The organism is Collinsella aerofaciens (assembly GCF_028209395.1).
Lineage (GTDB): Bacteria > Actinomycetota > Coriobacteriia > Coriobacteriales > Coriobacteriaceae > Collinsella > Collinsella aerofaciens_AZ.
Window position 1 is genome coordinate 18,614 of the sequence record NZ_JAQLDQ010000004.1, and the last position, 19,964, is coordinate 38,577.

Here is a 19,964-nt window from a genome sequence, read left to right on the forward strand (position 1 = left end):
GATTCTATTGAACTGGACCGTATTATGAGATTGATTCACAACAGCCGTCTGCCGCAGTTTCGTACTCCGTTTGGCGCTGTGACCACTGGAACTTCCGTTTCGCTATCGGTGATTTTGGAGGATGCCGACCCCAACCAGGCAACGCTTACCCTGCGTACCTGGGTCGATGAAATCGGTGAGTCTCTGTATCCCATGACGCACGAGGGCGACGGCATATTTACCGTAGAGCTTGAGTGCACCGAGCCCTGTCTTATTTGGTACAGCTTTATCTGCAACATCGAGGGCCAGCCCGAGGTCCGCTTGGGTGCACCGCAGGGTCGCACCGGTGGCGAGGGTGTGACCTACGATTACGCCGAGGTCCCGTCGTTCCAGATTACCGTCTACAAGCATCGCGAGAACCGTCCCACCTGGTACGAGCGGGGCATGGTCTACCAGATCTTCCCCGACCGCTATGCCCGCGACGAAAACTGGCGCGAGCGAACGCTGGCCGAAGTTGAAAAACCGCGCAACGGAATCCAGCGCCGCATGGTCGAGGACTGGAACGAACCGCCCGAGTACGAGCGTGCCGAAGACGGCTCCATCAAGACCTGGGATTTTTACGGCGGCTCGCTCAAGGGTATCCAGAATGACCTGCCTCGCATCGCCGAACTGGGCTTTACAGCCATCTACCTCAACCCCATTTTTGAAGCCGCGAGCAACCACCGCTACGACACCGCCGATTACACCAAGATCGATCCGATTCTGGGCACCGAGCAGGACTTTACTGAGCTGTGCGAGGCGGCCGAGAAGCTGGGCATTTCCATCATTCTGGACGGTGTGTTCAACCACACGGGCGACGATTCGATCTACTTTAACCGCTACGGCAACTATCCCGGTGTCGGCGCGTGGCAGAGCGAGGACTCTCCGTGGCGTGATGCGTTTTATTTCCACGAGGACGGCTCGTACGACTGCTGGTGGGGCGTGGGCAATATGCCCGCCATCAATGAGAGCTCCGAACTGGTACGCGAGCGGATTCTGGGCAAGGACGGTATCATCCGCAAATGGCTGCGCGCCGGTGCCCATGGCTGGCGCCTCGATGTGGCCGACGAGCTTTCCGATGACTTCCTGACCGAGATCAAAAAGGCCGTGCTCGCCGAGAAGCCCGACGCGCTGCTGCTCGGCGAGGTCTGGGAAGATGCCTCCAACAAGATCAGCTACGGCCATCTGCGTCGCTATCTACAAGGCTCCGAGCTCGACTCGGCCATGGATTACCCCTTCCGCGACATGGTCATCGGCTTTTTGATGGGCTACAAAAACGCCTACCAGGCAGCCGAGGATATCGAGACCCTGCGCGAGAACTACCCGCGCGAGGCATTATCCTGCGCGCTCAATCTGCTGTCGAGCCACGACCGCCCGCGCATTATCTCGGTGCTCGGCGGTGGCCCCGACGAGTCGCAGCTGCCCGAGAGTGAGCGCAGCAAATGGCGCCTGGACGAGAACTCCATGGGCCTGGCCAAGAGCCGCTTTTGGCTGGCGACGCTCATGCAGATGACGTTCCCGGGCGTTCCCTCAATCTATTACGGTGACGAGTACGGCTTGGAGGGACTCACCGATCCGGGTAATCGCCGCACCTTGCCGACCAAGGAAGACCTGCACGACTTCGATACGTTCGCAATCGTCAAGAACGCATCTGCTGTGCGCCGCGCGCTGCCGTTTATGATCGACGGTGAAATCAAGGCCTTTGCGCTCAATGACGAGGTGCTGGCCTACAACCGTACCGGTAAAGACGGCGAGTCCGCGACCGTCATCATCAACCGCAGCCTGCGCAACTCGCATCGTGTGACGATTCCGGCGCTCGACGAATGTGCAAGTGACGTGATCAGCGGTCATGAGTGCGAGATCCACAACGGCACGGTCACGCTCGACCTGTACCCGCTCGGTTCGTCGATCATCTATCACCACGCCGAGCAGCGCCTGCAGGAGCCGCTCGATCACGGTGCGGGTGTTGTATGCCATATCACATCAGTGCCGACCGACGACGGCGAGCCCGGTACGATCGGCGCGCCCACGCGTCGTTTTATCGACCATCTGGCCGCCATGGGCATGCGCTACTGGCAGGTTCTCCCCGTCAACCCCACGGACTTCTTCCGCTCCCCTTACGCCGGTCCTTCGGCCTTTGCAGGCAATATCGACCTGCTGCCCGAAAGCCACGAGGAGCTGGCAGCCGACTTTGAGACCTGGAAGGCCCGCGGAGGCGAGGATGCCGATCCGCTGTACACCGCGTTTAAACATCGCAATGCCGATTGGCTCGAGAAGTACTGCGTCTACATGGCCGTCAAAAAGTACTTTGAGGGCGAGTCTCGCCACAATTGGCCGGCAGATGTCGCTCGCTACAACGAGCATCTAATCGACGACAAGCGCTTCCACAACGAGGCCGAGCTTCAGGCGTACATGCAGTACCGCTTTGACCTCGCTTGGTGTGAGCTCATGAACTATGCGCACAAGAAGGGCATCGAGGTCATCGGCGATATTCCTATGTACGTGTCCGACGATTCGGCAGACGCGTGGAGCGAACCCGAGAACTTCTGGCTGTCCGATACCGGCAAGGCGATTGAGATTTCCGGCGCGCCGCCCGACAACTTTGCGCCCGAGGGCCAGATGTGGGGCAACCCGACGTTCCGCTGGGACCACATGAAGCAGAACGGCTATAGTTGGTGGATGGATCGCCTGCGCCGCGCGTTCTCGCTCTACGACCGCGTGCGTCTGGATCACTTCCTGGGATTCCACAGCTATTACAGCATTCCCGCGGGCAAGGCATGCGCCGACGGCCGCTGGCTGGCGGGCCCGGGCAAGGACCTGTTCCAGACCGCCTATGACGAACTGGGTCCGCTCAACTTTATCGCTGAGGACTTGGGCTATCTGACGCCCGGTGTTCGTGCCATGGCATCGACCTGCGGTTTCCCCGGCATGGACGTGCTGGAGTTTAGCGACTACGACGTTCGTTGCGGTGTGCATCCCACGCCCGGCAAGATTCTGTACACCTCGACGCACGATACGTCGACACTCGCCGGTTGGTGCACGCGTTCCTTTGCGGGCGGCGATGAACCGAGCGGTGTTGATGCGGCGGCCAAGCTGATGGGTGACGCGCTGGCAAGTGACGCTCCCCTGGTGATGATGCCGCTGCAGGATGTCCTGGGGCTGGGCGACGATGCGCGCATGAACGTTCCGGGCGTGGCCACGGGTAACTGGACTTGGCAGGCTGACGAGGCCGACGTTGCGGCCGCCGAGGACAAAACCGCACAGCTCCTGCGCAACAACCATAGATTCTGGGGCGAAGCGTGATAAAACCCCCGATATAGGGTACAGTTACAGACGTTTGAATTTTTGCGGGCAGAGTAATCTGCCCGCTTTGTGCTGAAAAGGAAGTATTATGGCGCGCTACGATTACAAGTGCTCGAGCTGCGGCAACGTGTTTGAGGTTGAGCATCCCATGTCCGAGACTCCCGAGGTCGTGTGCCCCAGCTGCGGTGCCCCGGCGGCCAAGACGTTCTCGGCCAGCGGCATTAAATTTGAGGGCAGCGGTTTCTACAACACCGACCAGCGAAGCGGCGGCGCCAGCACCAGCGCCACCAGCGGCTGCTGCGCCAACTGCCCGCACAACCACTAGAAACAACGCGGCCCCGCGATCAACGCCGATCGCGGGGCTATTTCTTTGCTCTATGGGTAGTTAATTAAGCTACCCAGGTTTCCTTGTGAGTTGCGGTGAAATAAGGACTGTTTGGCGGGCAGAAGCGGCTTTTCATTCCCTATTTCACCGCAACTTAGTCGTTACTTGTGGACCAGTCTGGCGCAGAAGTGGCCGTCGTAGGAGTCGGCGTTTACCGGCACGCTTTGGAAGAGGCCTCGATCGTTCTGGCGTACGGATACGAGCTTCTTGGCCTGATCGAACTCGGGGAGTTGCAGAATCTGTGCCTCGGAAAGCGGTGCCACGCTAAAGCCGGCACCCTCGGGAGAAGCAAGGAACGCGTCCACCACCTGCGTGTTCTCCTCGTCGAAGACGGAGCACGTCGCATAGATGAGCTCGCCGCCGGCAGCCACGCGCGCGGCGGCTTCCTTGAGCATCGACAGCTGCAGTTTGGGCAGCTCAACCGTCACATCCTTTTCGGTCAGACGCCACGGAATCTCGGGATGACGACGCATGGTTCCGGTGCCCGAGCACGGCGCATCGATAAAGACCGTGTCGAATTTAACCGGCTCGCCAAGCATGGCATCAAACGATGTGAGCACCTCATCAAGCTCGCAGGCATCGCCCGAAACCGTACGAACGCCCTGAATACCCGCCTTGTGAAGGCGCGCGAGATTTAGGTCGCACTTACGGTCATGAAGATCAAGTGCCGTATGCAGACGCTCATAGCCGGCGCGCTTGGCCTGGCACATCATCACATAGGTCTTGGTACCGCGACCGGCGCCAATCTCAAGGCAGCTTCCAGGGCGCGTGGCAGCTGTGGCGATGAGCTGAGCGTTAAGGTCCGAGGCCACCGCGGCAGCACGCTCAAACACACCCGAAGCAACGGTAACCTGGGCATCAACCGGAGCATGGCAGCCCGGGAAGACAGGCGCGACGAGCTGCGAGATATACGGATCGGGCTTAGTCGCAAAGGCGTTCTCATGCAGGGCCAGCGGCGCGGGGGCCAGATTGCCGGCAAAGTTAAGCGCACCCTCGGGCGTGTCAAACGACGCCATAATACGAGCGCACAGCCAACGCGGCAGACCCATCAGGCGCGACAGACGAACCAAGCGTCGCTCAGACTCGTCTACATCGGACGCCGTGGCAAAGTCCTCAACGTTGTCCGCGACCTTATGCAGCACGGCATTGGCCAAACCGGCGGCAGACTTAGCTCCGCTGCGCACCAGCTCAACGCCCTGACTCACCGCAACGCGGCCAGGCGTATGCAGATAGAGCATCTCGAAGGCTGAGATACGAAGTGCCATGCGAACACGCGGCGCAACCTTTTTAGGCTTATCGAGAAACTGATCGAGCAGCTCGTCCAAAATACCCTGCGTAGCGGCCACACCCAGCGCCAAGCGGGCGGCAAAAGCGGAATCGCGCTGGTCAATAGCCTTGGCCGATGCGCGAGTGGACAGCACGTCACGCGCATACATGCCGCGGCGATCGGCCTCCATTAGCACATCGAGCGCAAGTTTGCGCGCGGGAGACAGCTTGCTCATGACAAAACACCCCAGATAAGATCGGCGCCTTGCAGCCCAGCAGCCCAAGCAGAAGCGGCCATGGCACGCTTGCCATCGGGCTTAACCTCGAGCAACTCAACCGGGCCATCGGAAAGACCAAGGTAGACGCGCTTGGCTTGAACGGCAACAGCGCCTTCGCCAAGCGACACATCAGCCGGCTCAGCATCGAGCACGCGAACCGACTTGCCGGCAATCACACAACGAGCGGGAGCGGTGTCGGACGAGGCAAGCACATGACGCACACAATCAAGTGCCGCCATCTGAGGGTCAAGACGCATCTCCTGCTTAGAAATCTTGGCAGCATGGGTAACAAGCGACTCATCCTGTTCAATCCACACGGCGGTGCCATCGGCAAGCGAAGGAAGCGTATCGGCAAGCAGTTTGCCGCCAAGCTCACCAAGCTCCATGGTCAGCGCCTCAGCATGCTTACCAGCAACCAAGGTCGAGGCCTGCGCACAATAAGCGCCGGTATCCACGCCATGCCCAATACGCATAATGGAAACGCCGGCAACCTCATCACCAGCGAGAATCGCACGCTGAATGGGAGCAGCCCCACGCCAACGAGGCAGCAAGGACGCATGAACATTCACAATACCAAGCGGCGCCATATGCAGCACGTCATCCGGCAAAATGCAACCATAGGCAGCCACGCAGAAAATGTCAGCCTGGGCAGCCTTAAGCGCCTCAACGACCTCAGGCGTCATACGATTAGCCTCAACAACCGGCAACCCCAGCTCAAGCGCTTTAGCCTTAACAGGAGACGGCTCCAGCTTCTTACCACGCCCGCGAACAGCATCAGGACGAGTAACAACAAGCGCAATCTCGTTACCAGCCTCAACAAGCGAAACCAGCGAAGGCACAGCAAAATCAGGCGTACCCATAAACACAATACGCATAAAGAACGTCTCCCCTCAACCAAAGCCGAGACGGCTACAAATAGCGGCGGAAAGCCAAGTCACCAGCCCATCCGCAATAACATTTCAACAAAAACAAATATACCCAAAACCAAAGAAAGAGCCGCATAAAAGCAGCCCTCCCAACAAAGCACCTATCAGCGAAGACGCCCCTCCCTGGCCCGACGGCACCCGGGCGAAACGAAGAGCGACAACGTAGTCCCTGGGATGGGGCCCACACATATCGTCCCGCGCGCAGTTTCGCAGCGCAGCGAGAATGTTTGAGCACGGGATGATATGTGTGGGCCCCATCCCAGGGACGGACAATTAACCTATTCGGTCTCGCCCGGTCGAGCGCCGCGGGCCAGGGCGTCCTGGTACTCCTTGACTGCCTTGAGCCTCTGCATGGGCTTCAGTCGCTCGAACATGGTGTTGCCGTGCAAGTGATCGATCTCGTGCTGCAGGCACACGCAGAACAGGTCGCCCGTGGCCTCGTAGCGAATCAGGTTGGCGTCCAAGTCGTACGCCTCGACGACGACATGGTCAGGACGCTCGATCTCGCAGCTAATGCCGGGGATGGACAGGCAGCCCTCGCTAAACGGCACCAGATGGTCGCTCTGCTCCACAATCACGGGATTGATGAGCACGTACGGGTCGTAGTCGTTTTTGTCGCTGTAGTCGCAGTCGATGGTGACGAGCTGAATGAGCTCGCCGATCTGCGGGGCAGCCAGGCCGCAGCCGCCGTTCTCGAACATCATCTTCTTCATCTTCTCGGCAAGCGTCTCGATCGCCGGGGTGATCTCCTCGATGACGGCGCACTCCTGGCGCAGACGAGGGTCGGGCGACAGTACGATTCCGTTGGCTTCCATGGCCATCCTTTCGGGTTGTTACATCAAATCATAGGCGTCGACGTCAACGCTCACACTCACGCCGCGCACAGAGCCCACCTCTTTGAGGCAGGCGTCGATATCATCAGAGACATGGTACCCCACGGGCGACTTCACAAGCAGATGGAAGCGGTAACGGTCCTTGGCTCTCTCGATTACACACGAAGCCGGGCCCAGCACCTGCGGCACGGCACTCCCCGCCTGCAAAAAGTCGGGCGCGGCAGCATGCCAACGGCGCTTGAGGAGCTTTGCAATGCGCCCGATGTAGTCCTGTGCTTCGTCTCGGTTCGCTGACCACACCAAGATGTTGACCAGGCGAACAAAAGGCGGGTACAGCGCGTCGCGGCGCTGGTCCAGGTCGTAGTCGGTAAAGATCGAACGGTCATGCTCAGCGACGGCGCGAATGACCGGGTCCTCGGGCAGGTAGGTCTGGATGATGACCTCGCCGGGGCGATCACCACGACCGGCACGGCCGGCGACTTGCTCCAGCAGATCGTAGGCGCGCTCCCCTGCGCGGAAGTCCGGCAGCTTGAGGGCGAAGTCGGCATTGACCACACCCACGAGCGTGACCTCGGGAAAGTCGAGGCCCTTTGCGATCATTTGGGTGCCCAGCAGCACCGCGCAATCGGCGGCATCGAACTTCTCAAGCAGCTTTTTGTGCGCATCCTTGCCGCGCGTGGAATCGGCATCCATACGAATAATGGCGACGTCCTCGGGCAACATCTGGTGCAGTGCGTCCTCGATCTGCTGCGTACCCAAGCCCATTTTTGCCAGGTAGCGACTGCCACATTTGGGGCAACGGCTCGTGGGCGCGGGATACGGCTGCACGCGCCAAGACGAACCGCATGTGTGACACTGCAGCGTGTGCGTGCGCTCGTGATACGTAAGCGCGGTGGAGCAGTGGTTGCAGGTGGGGACGCAGCCGCACTCGCGGCACATAAGGAACGGCGCAAAGCCACGGCGGTTATGCAGCAACACGGCCTTCTCGCGGCGCTCGACCACACGCTCCAGGCCTTCCATCAGCGGTTTTGAGAACATAGAGCGGCTGCCGTGCGAGAACTCGCGGCGCAGGTCGGCAATGCGGACTGTCGGCAGCACGGCGTGTCCCGGGCGCTCGGGCATCTCGACGCGCGTCCAGGTGGCACCGTTATACGTGCCACGGCGGCAGCGGTCGAGGGCCTCAGCAGAAGGCGTGGCCGAGCCCAGCGCGAGCGGGCAGCGATAGCGACGCGCCATCTCGGCCGCCACTTCGCGCGCATGGTAGCGCGGGCTGGAACCCTGCTTGTAACTGGTCTCGTGCTCCTCGTCGATGATGATAAGGCCCAAGTCGCTGAGCGGGCAAAAGAGCGCCGAGCGGGCGCCCACGACCACGCGCGCGGCACCGCTGGCGACCATATCCCATTGGTCCAAGCGTTCACCGGCCGAAAGGCGCGAGTGGAAGACCGCAACCGTTTCGCCAAAGCGCGAGCGAAAACGGCCGACGGTCTGGGCCGTCAGCAAGATCTCGGGCACGAGCACGCAGGCCGAACGGCCGGCTGCCAGCACGCGCTCGATGGCGGAGAGGTAAACCTCGGTTTTGCCGGAACCGGTGACGCCATCGACGAGCACCACGTCGCCGTGTGCATCCAGGCGAGCTCGCTCAATCTGCGCGAGCGCCTGCTGCTGGCCGTTGGTGAGTGCCACCGGCGCCTTACCGCTCGCCGAGGACAGCGTGGTCTGCTCGCTGCAGCCACGCCACGCACGGCGCTCTTCCACCACCACGACACCGCGTTTTTCAAGCGCCTTGATGGTCGCCGACATGCTGTTATAGAGCAGGTTGAGGTCGCGCGTCGTGACCGGGCCGCATTGGAGCGCCTCGATGAGCTGACGTTGGCGAACCGCTGTCTTGGGCGGCGTGTAGTCGAAACCCTCGGGCGTGAGCATGACCCAGCGGTTTTGGATAGGCTTGACGGCGGGGCGCTCAACCGTCCACACGCCGTCATCGCCCTTGACCACGCGCGGACTTCCACCCGGGGGCAAGAACAAACGCAGGCACTCGGAAAGCGTCGCGACATACTCGCGGCTCATCCAGCGTGCGATACGGGCAGCCTCGACAGTAAAGAGCGGTTTGCTGAGGATAGCCTCGATGGGCTTGATGCGTGCGGGGTCGAGGGCGATGTTGCCTTGTAGGTCGCCCAGCTCAGGCGCAATGTCGACAATATAGCCCGCGGCGGCACGGTTACCAAAGTGGACCAGGACCGTTGATCCGATCTGCGCTTCGCTAGCAAGAGGTTGAGGAATGCCATAGGCAAACGGCTCGGACAGCGCACGCGTTGGGATGTCGAGAACCACGCTCGCATAGGCGGCGATGGGCTCAGGTGCGGGCTCGGGCTGCGCCGGGGCGGCGGCAGGAGCCGCGGACTTCGGAGCTTCCTCCGGTTCCGGCGAACCAAACAGCGAAAGTTGCTCGACCATGGCCCCAGCACCTCCTATCCCATACGTCTACAGAAACAAGAGCCCCGCTCGGGTGAACGGGGCTCGGATACATACGTTTGCGCAGCGATTACAGCGCCATCGTGCGGGCGCGGTCGATGCGCGCCAAGCAATCGTCGCGGCCGACGAGTGCCATGGTCTCGCCCAACGGAGGGCTCACCATGTTGCCGCAAACGGCGACGCGCACGGCCTGGAACACCACGCGCTTCTTAAGGTCCATCTGCTCGGGCAACGGCTCAAGCGCAGCGTCGATGTTGGCAGCCGTCCACTCGTCCACGCCCTCGAGCGCGCCCTTGGCGGCATCCAGAATGGCACCCATGCCCTCCTTGGCCAGGCCCTTGTTGACGGACTTCTCGTCATACTCGAGCGTCTCGGCCGTAGCGAAGATGGGAGCGGCGACGGTCACGGCGTCGGCCGGCATCTTGGTGCGCGGCTTAACGATGGCGGCAAGCGCGTCGATCCAATCCTCGCCGTACTCGACATTACCCTCGATGAGACCCGCCTCGTGCAGCTCGGGAACCATGATCTCGTCGGCAAACTGAGCATCGGACATGCCATTGATGTACTCGGCGTTGACCCAGTCGAGCTTCTTGGGGTCGAAGGTCGCCGGGTTCTTGGAGATGCGGTCGAGCGAGAACTTGCTGGCCAGGACATCGCGCGGGATGATCGTGGTTTCGCCGTCGAGCGACCAGCCGAGCAGCGCCAGGTAGTTGACAAAGGCGTCGGACAGGTAGCCGGCGTCGCGGTACTCCTCCACCGAGGTGGCGCCGTGGCGCTTGGAGAGCTTTTTGCCGTCGGCGCCCAGGATCATGGAGATGTGAGCGAACGTGGGCACGGGAGCGCCGAGGGCCTCGTAGACCATGACCTGACGCGGGGTGTTGGACAGGTGGTCGTCGCCGCGGATGACGTGGGTGATCTTCATCATGGCGTCGTCGACGACGGTCGCGAAGTTATACGTGGGCGTACCGTCGGAGCGGAAGATGACAAAGTCGTCGAGCTCCTTGGCGTCGAAGGTCACCTCTCCGTGGACGGCGTCGTGGATAACGACGTCGCCGCGGTCCTCGGGCACCTTGATGCGCAGGACGTAGGACTCCCCGGCCTCGATGCGGCGGCGGGCCTCCTCGGGATCAAGATCGCGGCAACGGCGCTGATAGCCCTGGAAGGGGTCCTTGCGCTCCTGCGCGGCCTTGCGGTCGGCGTCGAGCTGCCCCTTGGTGCAGAAGCAGGGATAGGCCTTGCCCTCGTCCCAAAGCTTCTGGGCGGCCTGCTTGTACAGGTCCAAGCGCTCGGTCTGGGCGTAGGGGCCAAAATCGCCGCCCACCTCGGGACCCTCGTCCCAGTCCAGGCCCAGCCAACGCATGGCGCGCAGGATGATCTGCGTGTTCTCGTCGGTGGAGCGGGTGGGGTCGGTGTCGTCGATGCGCAGGATGAACGTGCCGCCGTTAGCACGGGCGAAAGCCCAGTTATAGATAGCGGTGCGGGCGCCGCCAATGTGCAGCTTGCCCGTCGGTGAGGGTGCAAAGCGGACGCGAACGTCTGATGCCATGGAAATCTCCTCGATTGCAGGATGGATGTCTAACCGCACCAGTATAAAGCATCAAAGCAACCTCCGCACAAAGGGCACCGACCTACTCATTGGGGATACTCATTGGGGACAGACTTAAATGACCAGTCATTGGGCAACCTGTCGGCACTTAGGAAGGCTGGTCATTTAAGTCTGTCCCCAATGAGTAGGTGCGGAAAGGGTGTGAATGTTTGATTTACGCGCTATGATGGGCCCTTGCATAGAGAGCCCGGCGGAATGGTAACGGTCGCCGGGACACGTTTTTGAAAGGACAATCATGTCAGAAGAACTTCGTTCCATCCCACCCCAACACGGGTCCTTCGTTTTTACGTCGGAGTCGGTGACCGAAGGCCATCCCGATAAGATCGCTGACCAGATCAGCGACGCCGTCCTCGATGCAATCCTCGCCAAAGAAATAGAGCTGCAGGAGCAGGGCTACATCGCCCCCAACGGCGTGCCTGCCAACGTGGAGAACGTCCGCTGCGCCTGCGAGACCCTCGTGACGACCGGCACCGTCATCGTCGCCGGCGAGATCCGCACTCAGGCCTACGTCGACGTGCAGGAGATCGCCCGTGGCGTTATACGCCGCATTGGCTACAACCGTGCCAAGTTCGGTTTTGACTGCGACACCTGCGGCGTCATGAGCCTCATCCATGAGCAGTCGCCCGATATCGCGCAGGGCGTTGACGAGTCCTTCGAGACCCAGACCGGCGCTACCACCGACCCGATCGACCTGATCGGTGCCGGCGACCAGGGCATGATGTTCGGTTATGCCTCCAACGAGACCAAGACCCTTATGCCCATGCCACACTACCTGGCAAGCCGCCTGGCCGAGCGCTTGGCCGCCGTGCGTCACGACGGTACCCTCGCCTATCTGCGTCCCGACGGCAAGACCCAGGTCACCGTGCGCTATGAGGAAGGCAAGCCCGTCGAGGTCACGACCATCGTCATCTCCACGCAGCACGCCGCCGAGATCGAGGACATGGGCAAGATCAAGGCCGACCTCATCGAGCACGTCATCACCCCGGTCATGGCCGCCGAGAACATGCCGTGGGACAACGCGGACATCTACGTGAACCCCACCGGTCGCTTTGTCGTGGGCGGCCCCATGGGCGACACGGGCCTCACCGGCCGCAAGATCATCGTCGACACCTACGGCGGCTACGGCCGTCACGGCGGCGGTGCCTTTAGCGGCAAGGACTGCACCAAGGTCGACCGCTCCGCCGCGTATGCCGCGCGCTGGGTCGCCAAGAACGTGGTCGCCGCCGGCCTGGCCGATCGCTGCGAAGTCGAGCTTGCTTACGCCATCGGCGTTTCCAAGCCCCTCTCAATCATGGTCGACACCTTCGGTACCGCGCATGTTGCCGAGGACAAGATCGTTGAAGCCGTAGAGAAGACCTTCGACCTGCGCCCGGGCGCAATCATCCGCGACCTAGACCTGCGTCGCCCCATCTACGAGAAAACAGCAGCCTACGGTCACTTCGGCCGCGAAGACGCCGACTTCACCTGGGAGAAAACCGACCGAGTCGATGAACTCAAAGCAGCCTGCGGCCTGTAAGCTAACGAGAAAAGCCACAGCCAAATAGAAACGCACCAATAGAAGTACCGGCTCCAACCGGTACTTCTTTTTTATTAATCCGGTGGTGAAGATATATCGATATGAGCCCACGCTGCGTCACCAGCTAATGAATTTTGCAGCATGCGCACTTCTACCATGTATCCTTAGTCCCGAGGGGCGGGGCATAAGGTTGATCGCGAGTTCCGCACGAGCCGGAGAGCACTTAATGTGCTCTCCGTGCGAGCAGGACTGCCCGAGCAGGCGACCTTATGCCCCGCCCCTCGGGACGACGAGACAAGGCAAAGGAGCAGCCATGGCAGGCAAGCCGCAAACACTAGCTACGACCTCGGCATTCGAGATCTTGGGGCCCGTCATGGTCGGCCCCAGCTCATCGCACACCGCCGGCGCCCTGCGCTGCGCCCAAGTTGCCGCCAGCCTGCTGGAAGGCCGCATCACCAAAGCCACCTTTGGCCTGTGGAACTCCTTCGCCCACACCTACCACGGCCACGGCACCGATCGTGCGCTCGTCGCGGGCATCCTAGGCCTCGACACCGATGACGAGAATATCAAGCAGGCCTTCGACCTCGCTCGCGAGCAGGGCCTCGAATATCACTTTGACATCAAGGGCGACGACGCCTCCATCCACCCCAATACCGTCGACATTGACATGGTAGACGACACGGGCGCCACGGCACAGGTCCGCGGCGAGAGCCTGGGCGGCGGCAAGATGCGCATCAGCCGCATTAACGGCGTCGGCGTCGACATCTCGGGCATGTATTCCACGCTCTTCGTGGCGCACAAGGACGTCCCCGGCGTGCTCGCCGCGCTCACGAACCTGCTCGCCTACGCCCATGTAAACATCGCGTTTTGCCGTACCTACCGCACCGAGGTGGGCGGCCAGGCCTACTCCGTCTTTGAGACCGACGGCGCGCCCGACGACACCGTCGTCCCCATGCTACGCAAGCTCGACAATGTCGATTACGCAACGTTTATCGAGCTCCCCGGTTCTGCCTCGTCGCTCTCTCCCGGCGTCTCGGCCAAGGAGATCTTCGACGACGGTGAGCAGCTGCTCGATGCGTGCGAGGAACTGGGGCTCAGCATCGGCGCCGTTATGGCCGTGCGCGAGGCGCGCCTGACCGGCGAGGCGCACGCCGTCGCCGCCATGCGCCGCGTGCTCGACGTCATGCGCGAGGAGACCACGGCCCCCATCGCCAATCCGCAGCGTTCGCTCGGCGGGCTTATCGGCGGCGAGGCCAAGCTCGTCGAAGCAACCCGCCGCAACGATTTGAGCACGAGCCTGATGGGCACCGTCCAGACCGACGCCGTGGCCCGCGCGATGGCCGTGCTCGAGCGCTCCGCCACGATGGGCGTGATCGTCGCCGCCCCCACGGCAGGCTCCGCGGGTGTCGTGCCCGGCTGCGTGCTGGCGCTCGCCGATCACCTGCAGCTCGATGACGAGCAGGTCATGGACGCACTCTACTGCGCAGCCGCCATCGGCCTCAACCTCACCACGAGCGCCTGCGTCGCCGGCGCCGAGGGCGGCTGCCAAGCCGAGGTCGGAAGCGCCGCCGCCATGGCGGCCGCCGCGCTGGTGCAGATGCTCGGCGGCACGCCCGAGCAGGCGCTCGACGCCAGTTCCATCGCGCTGAGTAACCTGCTGGGCCTCGTTTGTGACCCCGTCGGTGGCCTCGTGGAGGTGCCCTGCCAAAACCGCAACGCCATCGGCGTGGCAGCGGCCTTTAGTTCGGCACAACTCGCCCTCGCAGGCATTAAAAGCTTGGTGCCGTTTGACCAGATGGCACATGTCATGCTATCGGTGGGCCACGCGTTGCCGGCCACGCTGCGCGAGACGGCAAAGGGCGGCATCGCGCAGGCTCCGGCCGCACTTTCAGCCTGTGCAAAATGCGGCGTGTGCGGATAGCGGCAAAGAACGACTCAAAGGTGGGACAAATGTCCCACCTCTTTTGAATGCCACCGTTTCCGTACCACAAACAGCAGGGCAATCGCTATAATGCAAGCCCAGTAAAAACACGATGAGCCGCAAGGCGAAAATCGAAGGATATGCATACGATGTCGCAAAACGATCGAACTCAACTGATTCCCGATCCGCAGCAGCCGAGCAGGCACACCGGCGGCGTTCAGTCGCCGCGTCCTATCGCGCCGAGCCACGGTCAGCAGCGTAGTGCAGCAAACGCTTCCCAACACCCGAACCAACAGCGACAGCAGCGTCAACAACGTCAGCAGCGCCAGGCAAACGGCAATGCGCCCAAGCAGCCCCCCACGCACGCTCGAGGCGATCGCGGCCCCGCGCGCAAACCCGCCGAGAACAATAAGTCGGGCAAAAAGACGACGTTATTTGTCGTCCTGGGCCTAATCGTCATTGTCTATATCGTAGGCGTCGTAGCGTTTTCGCAGGTAGCCTACCCCAACACCACCATCGCCGGCGTCGACGTCTCGTTCTCCAACGCTTCGTCTGCCGCCACCAAGGTCAATTCGGCATGGAAGCACTATAAGCTCGCCGTGACAGGCGATGACTTTAGCTGGACCTATCAGCCCGAGTCCGATGAGCCCATCGTCGACGGCGAAGCTGCCGCAAAAGAAATCATCAGCCACAACGAAGCCTTTATATGGCCGGTCCGTCTTGTGGAATCCTTAAGCGGCAAAACCAAAACAACCGCTACCCCTAACGAAGTCGATCTTGATCAAGACGTCGACCTGTCCATGCTCTCCGACACCTTTGACCAAAAGAAGTTTGAGAAGGATCTGGGCACCGCCATCGACGAGTTTAACGAGGGCCGTTCGGGCACGTTCGAGGCCAATAGCTCCTATGACGAGCAGGCCGGCAAGTTTACCGTCGAGAAGGCGCGCTCCAACGAAAAACTCAACCGCGAGCATGTCATTAAGTATGCCGAGCTCGAGCTTGCCTCGCTGGCCGAGACCGTAGATCTTTCCAAGCTCGGCAACGATGCCTATGAGCCACTCAATGGAACGCTGACAGATGATCAGATTCAGGCCGCATGCGATGCCGCCAACAACTTCTTGGGCGTCAACGTGACCCTCAAGCTCAACGGCGAGGATGCCGGCAAGGTTGATGGCAGCTCCGTGTTGCAGTGGATCAGCTTTGCCGATCCGGCCAACCCCACGCTCGATACGTCGCAGATCAGTAGCTGGGCAGCCGAGCTCGCCAACGGCTTTAATACCGTGGGCTCCACTCGCTGGTGGACGCGCGCCGATGGCAAGCAGTGCGCCGTCGAAGGCGGTGACTTTGGTTGGTCCATCGACAGCAGCTCGCTCGCCAAGCAGGTCGAGGACGCCATTAACAACAAGCAGACCGGCGAAATCGAGATCAAGTACTCCCAGAAAGCCGACACCTTTACCGCAAAGGGAGAGCCCGACTGGAAGGCGTATATCGACGTCGACCTGTCCGAGCAGCACGCGCGCTACTATGACGAGAACGGTAATATCGTTTGGGAGGCCAACTTTATTTCCGGCAAACCGGGCGAAGACGCCACCCCCGAGGGCGTGTGGCAGATCAACAGCAACGACGGCGGCAGCACCCTGATCGGAGCCAAGGACCCCGAGACCGGTAAGCCCAAATATGAAAGCCCGGTGAGCTACTGGATGCCGTTCGAGGGCAATATGATCGGCTTCCACGACGCCACCTGGCAAAACGACAAGAGCTTCGATAATGCCGAGTCGTACAAGTGGTGCGGCAGCCACGGTTGCATCAACCTGCGCCTGTCCGATGCAAAGGCACTGCACGATTGCATCAAAGTCGGCCTGTGCGTGGTTGTCCACTCGTAGGAAAACACGCCTTCACACAACGGGAAACTGACGCTCCAATCTAACAGTTCCGAAAGAATCCGCCATATGCGCCCGCCTCACGCGACGGGCGCATATACTTATTGAGGAACTTTCTATAAAGGAGACGCCATGTCGAATGTCCCCACCATCAGCTCGGGACCAAATGATACCGAGCGAGCGCCCGAGGGTGCCACCGAAACGATTCCCCTCACAACAGACGTGCACGCCACACAGCAAAATGGCAGCACAAGCGATACAACCGAGATTTCTGACGAAGAGGCCTACGCCAAGCTCAAAGCAAAACGTGCCGAACGTCGACGCAAAAAGCTGATTCGACGCGGTATTGCCGCCGGCGTCGTGGGTGCCATCGCGCTCATTGCCATTGTCGCAACCCTGGTTGTCAATGCGCAGCCTCAGAGCGCTAGCGGGCCTGTGACCGACATGGTGACCGAGGGCACGTTTACCACAACGGTCGAGGCGAAAGGCCAGCTCAAACCCATTTCGTCCTCAGTGGTCTCCCCTTCTGTCGACGGCACGGTCGATTCAATCAACGTGCAGGCGGGCCAATCCGTCAACGAGGGCGACGTGCTTATGACCATTAAAAACGACGAGCTCGATCGCAACGTTGCCGAGGCGCAGCGTGCAGTTGCAGCCGCTCAAGAAGACCTCGCCAACGCACAGAAAGCCGCAGCCGCCGCGCAGGCCACCCCAACGACGAACGTTGATGGAGCTTCCGCAGCGGCTGGCATCTCCGCCGCATCGGCGGACACGAACGCCGTATCGGCCGCGCAGCGCAGCCTCGCATCGGCCCAGGCAAACCTCGACCAGGCGAACGCCAAGGCCGCCAGTCGCACGGTCACGGCCCCGAGCTCGGGTAGCATCGTGGAGCTTAACGCCAAGGTGGGCGCCACGGTAACAGGCGGCATGATCATGGGCGAAAGCGATACGAGCGGCGGCAAGCAGTGCATGCAGATCGCCGACCTATCCAAGATGAAGGTGACCGTGCAGGTGGGCGAAAAGGACATCGCCAAGATCGCCGTTGGGCAGAGCGCCAACGTCACGTATCCCGCGTTTCCCGATATCGTGAGCCAGGGCACCGTCACGGCTATCGCGTCGGTGGCAAACTCTGACGCCGCCAACGGTGGCGGCGGCAGCGTAACCTTTAACGTCGACATTCTCATAGAGGCGCCCGACGCGCGCCTGAAGCCGGGCATGACAGCCGAGGTATCAGTGGTGACCGAGCAGCTCGACGACGTGGTGATGGTGCCGACGATGGCGCTCATGACCGAAGACGGCGAACACTATTACGTCAACGTGGCGACTGATGACGAGGGCAAGCAAACCCGTCGCGTGAAGGTGACCGTCGAGACGCAAAACGACAACGAAGCCGTAGTCGGCAAGACACAGGTCAAGCGCGACGACCAGGGCAACGAGATCAACCCCAACGTGCCGGTTACCAAGCTGCGCGATGGCGACACCCTCGTCATGGACACCGGAGCGGACGCAGCGGCTGACGGCGGCTACGGCGCGGATTCGGGCAGCATGTCTGCCGACGAGGGCATGTAATGCGTCCCGTTATCGACATCCGCAACGTGCACCGCATCTTTGAGAGCGAGGCGGGGTGCGCCCACATCCTGCACAACGTGAGCCTGGCGGTAAATCCCGGCGAATTCGTCGCTATCACTGGCCCCTCGGGCTCGGGCAAATCAACGCTCATGAACATCCTAGGCTGCCTGGATAAGCCGACGGCGGGCGACTACTACCTGCAAGGGCTCAACGTGGCCGAGCTCGATGATGACGAGCTCACCGAAGTTCGCGCCCTGAGCATTGGCTTTGTCTTTCAGAGCTTCAACCTGCTGCCGCGCCTGTCGGTTATCGAAAACGTCATGCTGCCGCTGGCCTACACCAATGTGCCCCGTAGCCAGCGCGAAATGCGCGCCGTGCACGCGCTGCAGGCCGTCACGCTACCGGTCGACCACTGGGACCACCGCATATCCGAGCTCTCGGGCGGCCAGATGCAGCGTGTCGCCATCGCACGCGCCCTCGTTAATGACCCGCCCATCATCCTGGCCGATGAGCCGACGGGAAACCTGGACTCCGCTACCGGAGCGCTTGTGATGGAGACCTTCCATAAGCTCCAGAAGCGCGGCAAAACCATCGTGCTTATCACACACGACCCCGGCATCGCCGCCGAGGCCGACCGTGCCGTGACCATCCGCGACGGTCGCATTCACGACGGCGCGTATATTCCACATGCACCGCGGACCCTACGCAGCGCCGTAGATAGCCTGCCCATGATTTCCGCCTCCGCCAACCCGCCGAAAGGAGAGATGGCATGAGCGCCCGCGATCTTATCCAGGAAGCCCTTCACTCGCTCGAGGCCAACAAGGGGCGCAGCTTGCTCACCATCCTGGGCATTGTCATCGGCATCGCCTCGGTTATCGCCATGACTTCGCTCATCGGCGGCATCCAAAACAGCTTGGTCAACAGCCTGGGCCTCAATGCGGCACGCATGGTGCAAATCTATTCGTCGCAAGAACTCACCGAGTCGGACATCGAGAAGCTTCAAAAACTGGTGCCGCAGATAGAGCAGATCGGCATTGTCGACAGCGCGTATACCGAGTACAAGACCGGCGATAAAAGCTATACCGTCATGGCACAAGGTGTCGATAGCGACATGCTCGACGCCGTGGGGGCCAGCAAGCTCGTTGCGGGGCGCACCTATTCCCAGGCCGAGTCCCAATCAGGCTCGCGCGTGGCGCTCGTCAGCCGCAACGGCGCCGATCAGCTTTACGGCAACGAACAGGATGCGCTGGGGAAAACCATCAAGGTTTCCAACGGCGAGGTGCAGATTGTAGGCGTGATTGATGGCGGCAGCGACTCCATGGGCTCGCTCACGCTGTATATGCCACGCGAAACCATCTCCGGGCTGTTTAGCAACGAGAATCCTTCATTCCCCAGCGTGACGGCACTTGCCGCCGAGGGCACGGACATGGATGAGCTTTGTAAGACCATCGAGTCCAAGGTGCGCGCGATGAAGGGCATCGAGGAGGAGGATGAGTACGACAGTGTATCGGCGACATCCATGAAAAGCGCCATCGATGCACTCAACTCCTTTATGGGCGCGTTCTCGCTCATCATGGGCGCTGTCGCCAGCATCTCGCTGCTTGTCGGCGGTATCGGCATTATGAATATGATGCTCACCAACGTGACTGAGCGCATCCGCGAGATCGGTATTCGCCGTGCCCTGGGCGCCAGTCGTCGCGATATCACCGCGCAGTTTTTGGCCGAGTCTTCGGCGCTGTGCGTCACCGGTGGCCTGTTGGGTGTCATGATTGGCTATCTGCTGGCCTGGGGCCTCGCGATGTTTGCCTCCGGATCTGGGGTTCTTGGCGAGCTCGGTGCCAGCGGGCAAATCACACCGAGCTTTTCAATCGCCACGGTGCTGCTGGCCTTCGCCGTCTCCGTCGGCATCGGCGTAATCTTTGGCTTCTACCCCGCTCGCCGCGCAGCAAAGCTCGACCCCGTCGAGTGCCTACGCTACCAGTAAGCCAACA

At 61.3% G+C, this 19,964-nt stretch carries 13 protein-coding genes; 8 read left to right on the plus strand and 5 right to left on the minus strand.

Translation table 11 applies throughout. From position 1 onward, the window contains the following. The first annotated feature begins 24 nt into the window (after positions 1-24). On the plus strand, positions 25-3,321 hold the full coding sequence (locus tag PMW67_RS02930; protein WP_271738703.1) for a 4-alpha-glucanotransferase: 3,297 nt from the start codon (positions 25-27) through the stop codon (positions 3,319-3,321). Positions 3,322-3,409: 88 nt separating this feature from the next. Further along, positions 3,410-3,646: an FmdB family zinc ribbon protein gene (locus PMW67_RS02935; protein WP_022094966.1), complete on the plus strand. Its 237-nt coding sequence runs from the start codon at positions 3,410-3,412 to the stop codon at positions 3,644-3,646. A gap of 161 nt (positions 3,647-3,807) precedes the next feature. Here PMW67_RS02935 and PMW67_RS02940 read toward each other — a convergent pair whose 3' ends face one another. The 5 genes from PMW67_RS02940 to gltX form a co-directional block, all read right to left on the minus strand. Then, entirely contained in the window at positions 3,808-5,208 is a 1,401-nt protein-coding gene (locus PMW67_RS02940; protein ID WP_271738704.1) for an RsmB/NOP family class I SAM-dependent RNA methyltransferase, read from the minus strand. Further along, positions 5,205-6,125 (minus strand): methionyl-tRNA formyltransferase, encoded by a 921-nt coding sequence (gene fmt, locus PMW67_RS02945; RefSeq protein WP_271738705.1) that lies wholly within the window; start codon positions 6,123-6,125, stop codon positions 5,205-5,207. Before fmt ends, PMW67_RS02940 begins: the two co-directional genes overlap by 4 nt. Before the next feature lie 329 nt (positions 6,126-6,454). After that, positions 6,455-6,991: a peptide deformylase gene (gene def, locus PMW67_RS02950; protein ID WP_022094969.1), complete on the minus strand. Its 537-nt coding sequence runs from the start codon at positions 6,989-6,991 to the stop codon at positions 6,455-6,457. Between the two features lie 18 nt (positions 6,992-7,009). Continuing rightward, positions 7,010-9,463 carry a replication restart helicase PriA gene (priA, locus tag PMW67_RS02955; protein ID WP_271738706.1) on the minus strand — a complete coding sequence of 818 codons (2,454 nt, stop codon included), beginning with the start codon at positions 9,461-9,463 and terminating at the stop codon, positions 7,010-7,012. A gap of 88 nt (positions 9,464-9,551) precedes the next feature. Then, entirely contained in the window at positions 9,552-11,027 is a 1,476-nt protein-coding gene (gene gltX / locus PMW67_RS02960) for a glutamate--tRNA ligase (protein ID WP_271738707.1), read from the minus strand. 295 nt (positions 11,028-11,322) lie between these two features. Between gltX and metK the strand changes: the two genes are divergently transcribed. The 6 genes from metK to PMW67_RS02990 all read left to right on the plus strand — a co-directional run bounded on the left by metK (position 11,323) and on the right by PMW67_RS02990 (position 19,957). Continuing rightward, on the plus strand, positions 11,323-12,603 hold the full coding sequence (gene metK / locus PMW67_RS02965; RefSeq protein WP_271738708.1) for a methionine adenosyltransferase: 1,281 nt from the start codon (positions 11,323-11,325) through the stop codon (positions 12,601-12,603). 313 nt (positions 12,604-12,916) lie between these two features. After that, positions 12,917-14,524 carry an L-serine ammonia-lyase, iron-sulfur-dependent, subunit alpha gene (gene sdaAA / locus PMW67_RS02970; RefSeq protein WP_271738709.1) on the plus strand — a complete coding sequence of 536 codons (1,608 nt, stop codon included), beginning with the start codon at positions 12,917-12,919 and terminating at the stop codon, positions 14,522-14,524. 149 nt (positions 14,525-14,673) lie between these two features. Further along, complete coding sequence (locus PMW67_RS02975) at positions 14,674-16,407, plus strand: L,D-transpeptidase (RefSeq protein WP_271738710.1); 1,734 nt, start codon at positions 14,674-14,676, stop codon at positions 16,405-16,407. A 129-nt stretch (positions 16,408-16,536) separates the two neighbouring features. Further along, positions 16,537-17,973 carry an efflux RND transporter periplasmic adaptor subunit gene (locus tag PMW67_RS02980; protein WP_271738711.1) on the plus strand — a complete coding sequence of 479 codons (1,437 nt, stop codon included), beginning with the start codon at positions 16,537-16,539 and terminating at the stop codon, positions 17,971-17,973. After that, a complete protein-coding gene (locus PMW67_RS02985; protein WP_195444297.1) occupies positions 17,973-18,746 on the plus strand; it encodes an ABC transporter ATP-binding protein in 774 nt (257 codons plus the stop codon). The genes PMW67_RS02980 and PMW67_RS02985 overlap by 1 nt, the downstream gene beginning before the upstream one ends. Further along, the gene (locus PMW67_RS02990; protein WP_271738712.1) at positions 18,743-19,957 is read left to right on the plus strand and encodes an ABC transporter permease; all 1,215 of its coding nucleotides are present in this window, start codon (positions 18,743-18,745) and stop codon (positions 19,955-19,957) included. The genes PMW67_RS02985 and PMW67_RS02990 overlap by 4 nt, the downstream gene beginning before the upstream one ends. Positions 19,958-19,964: the final 7 nt, after the last annotated feature.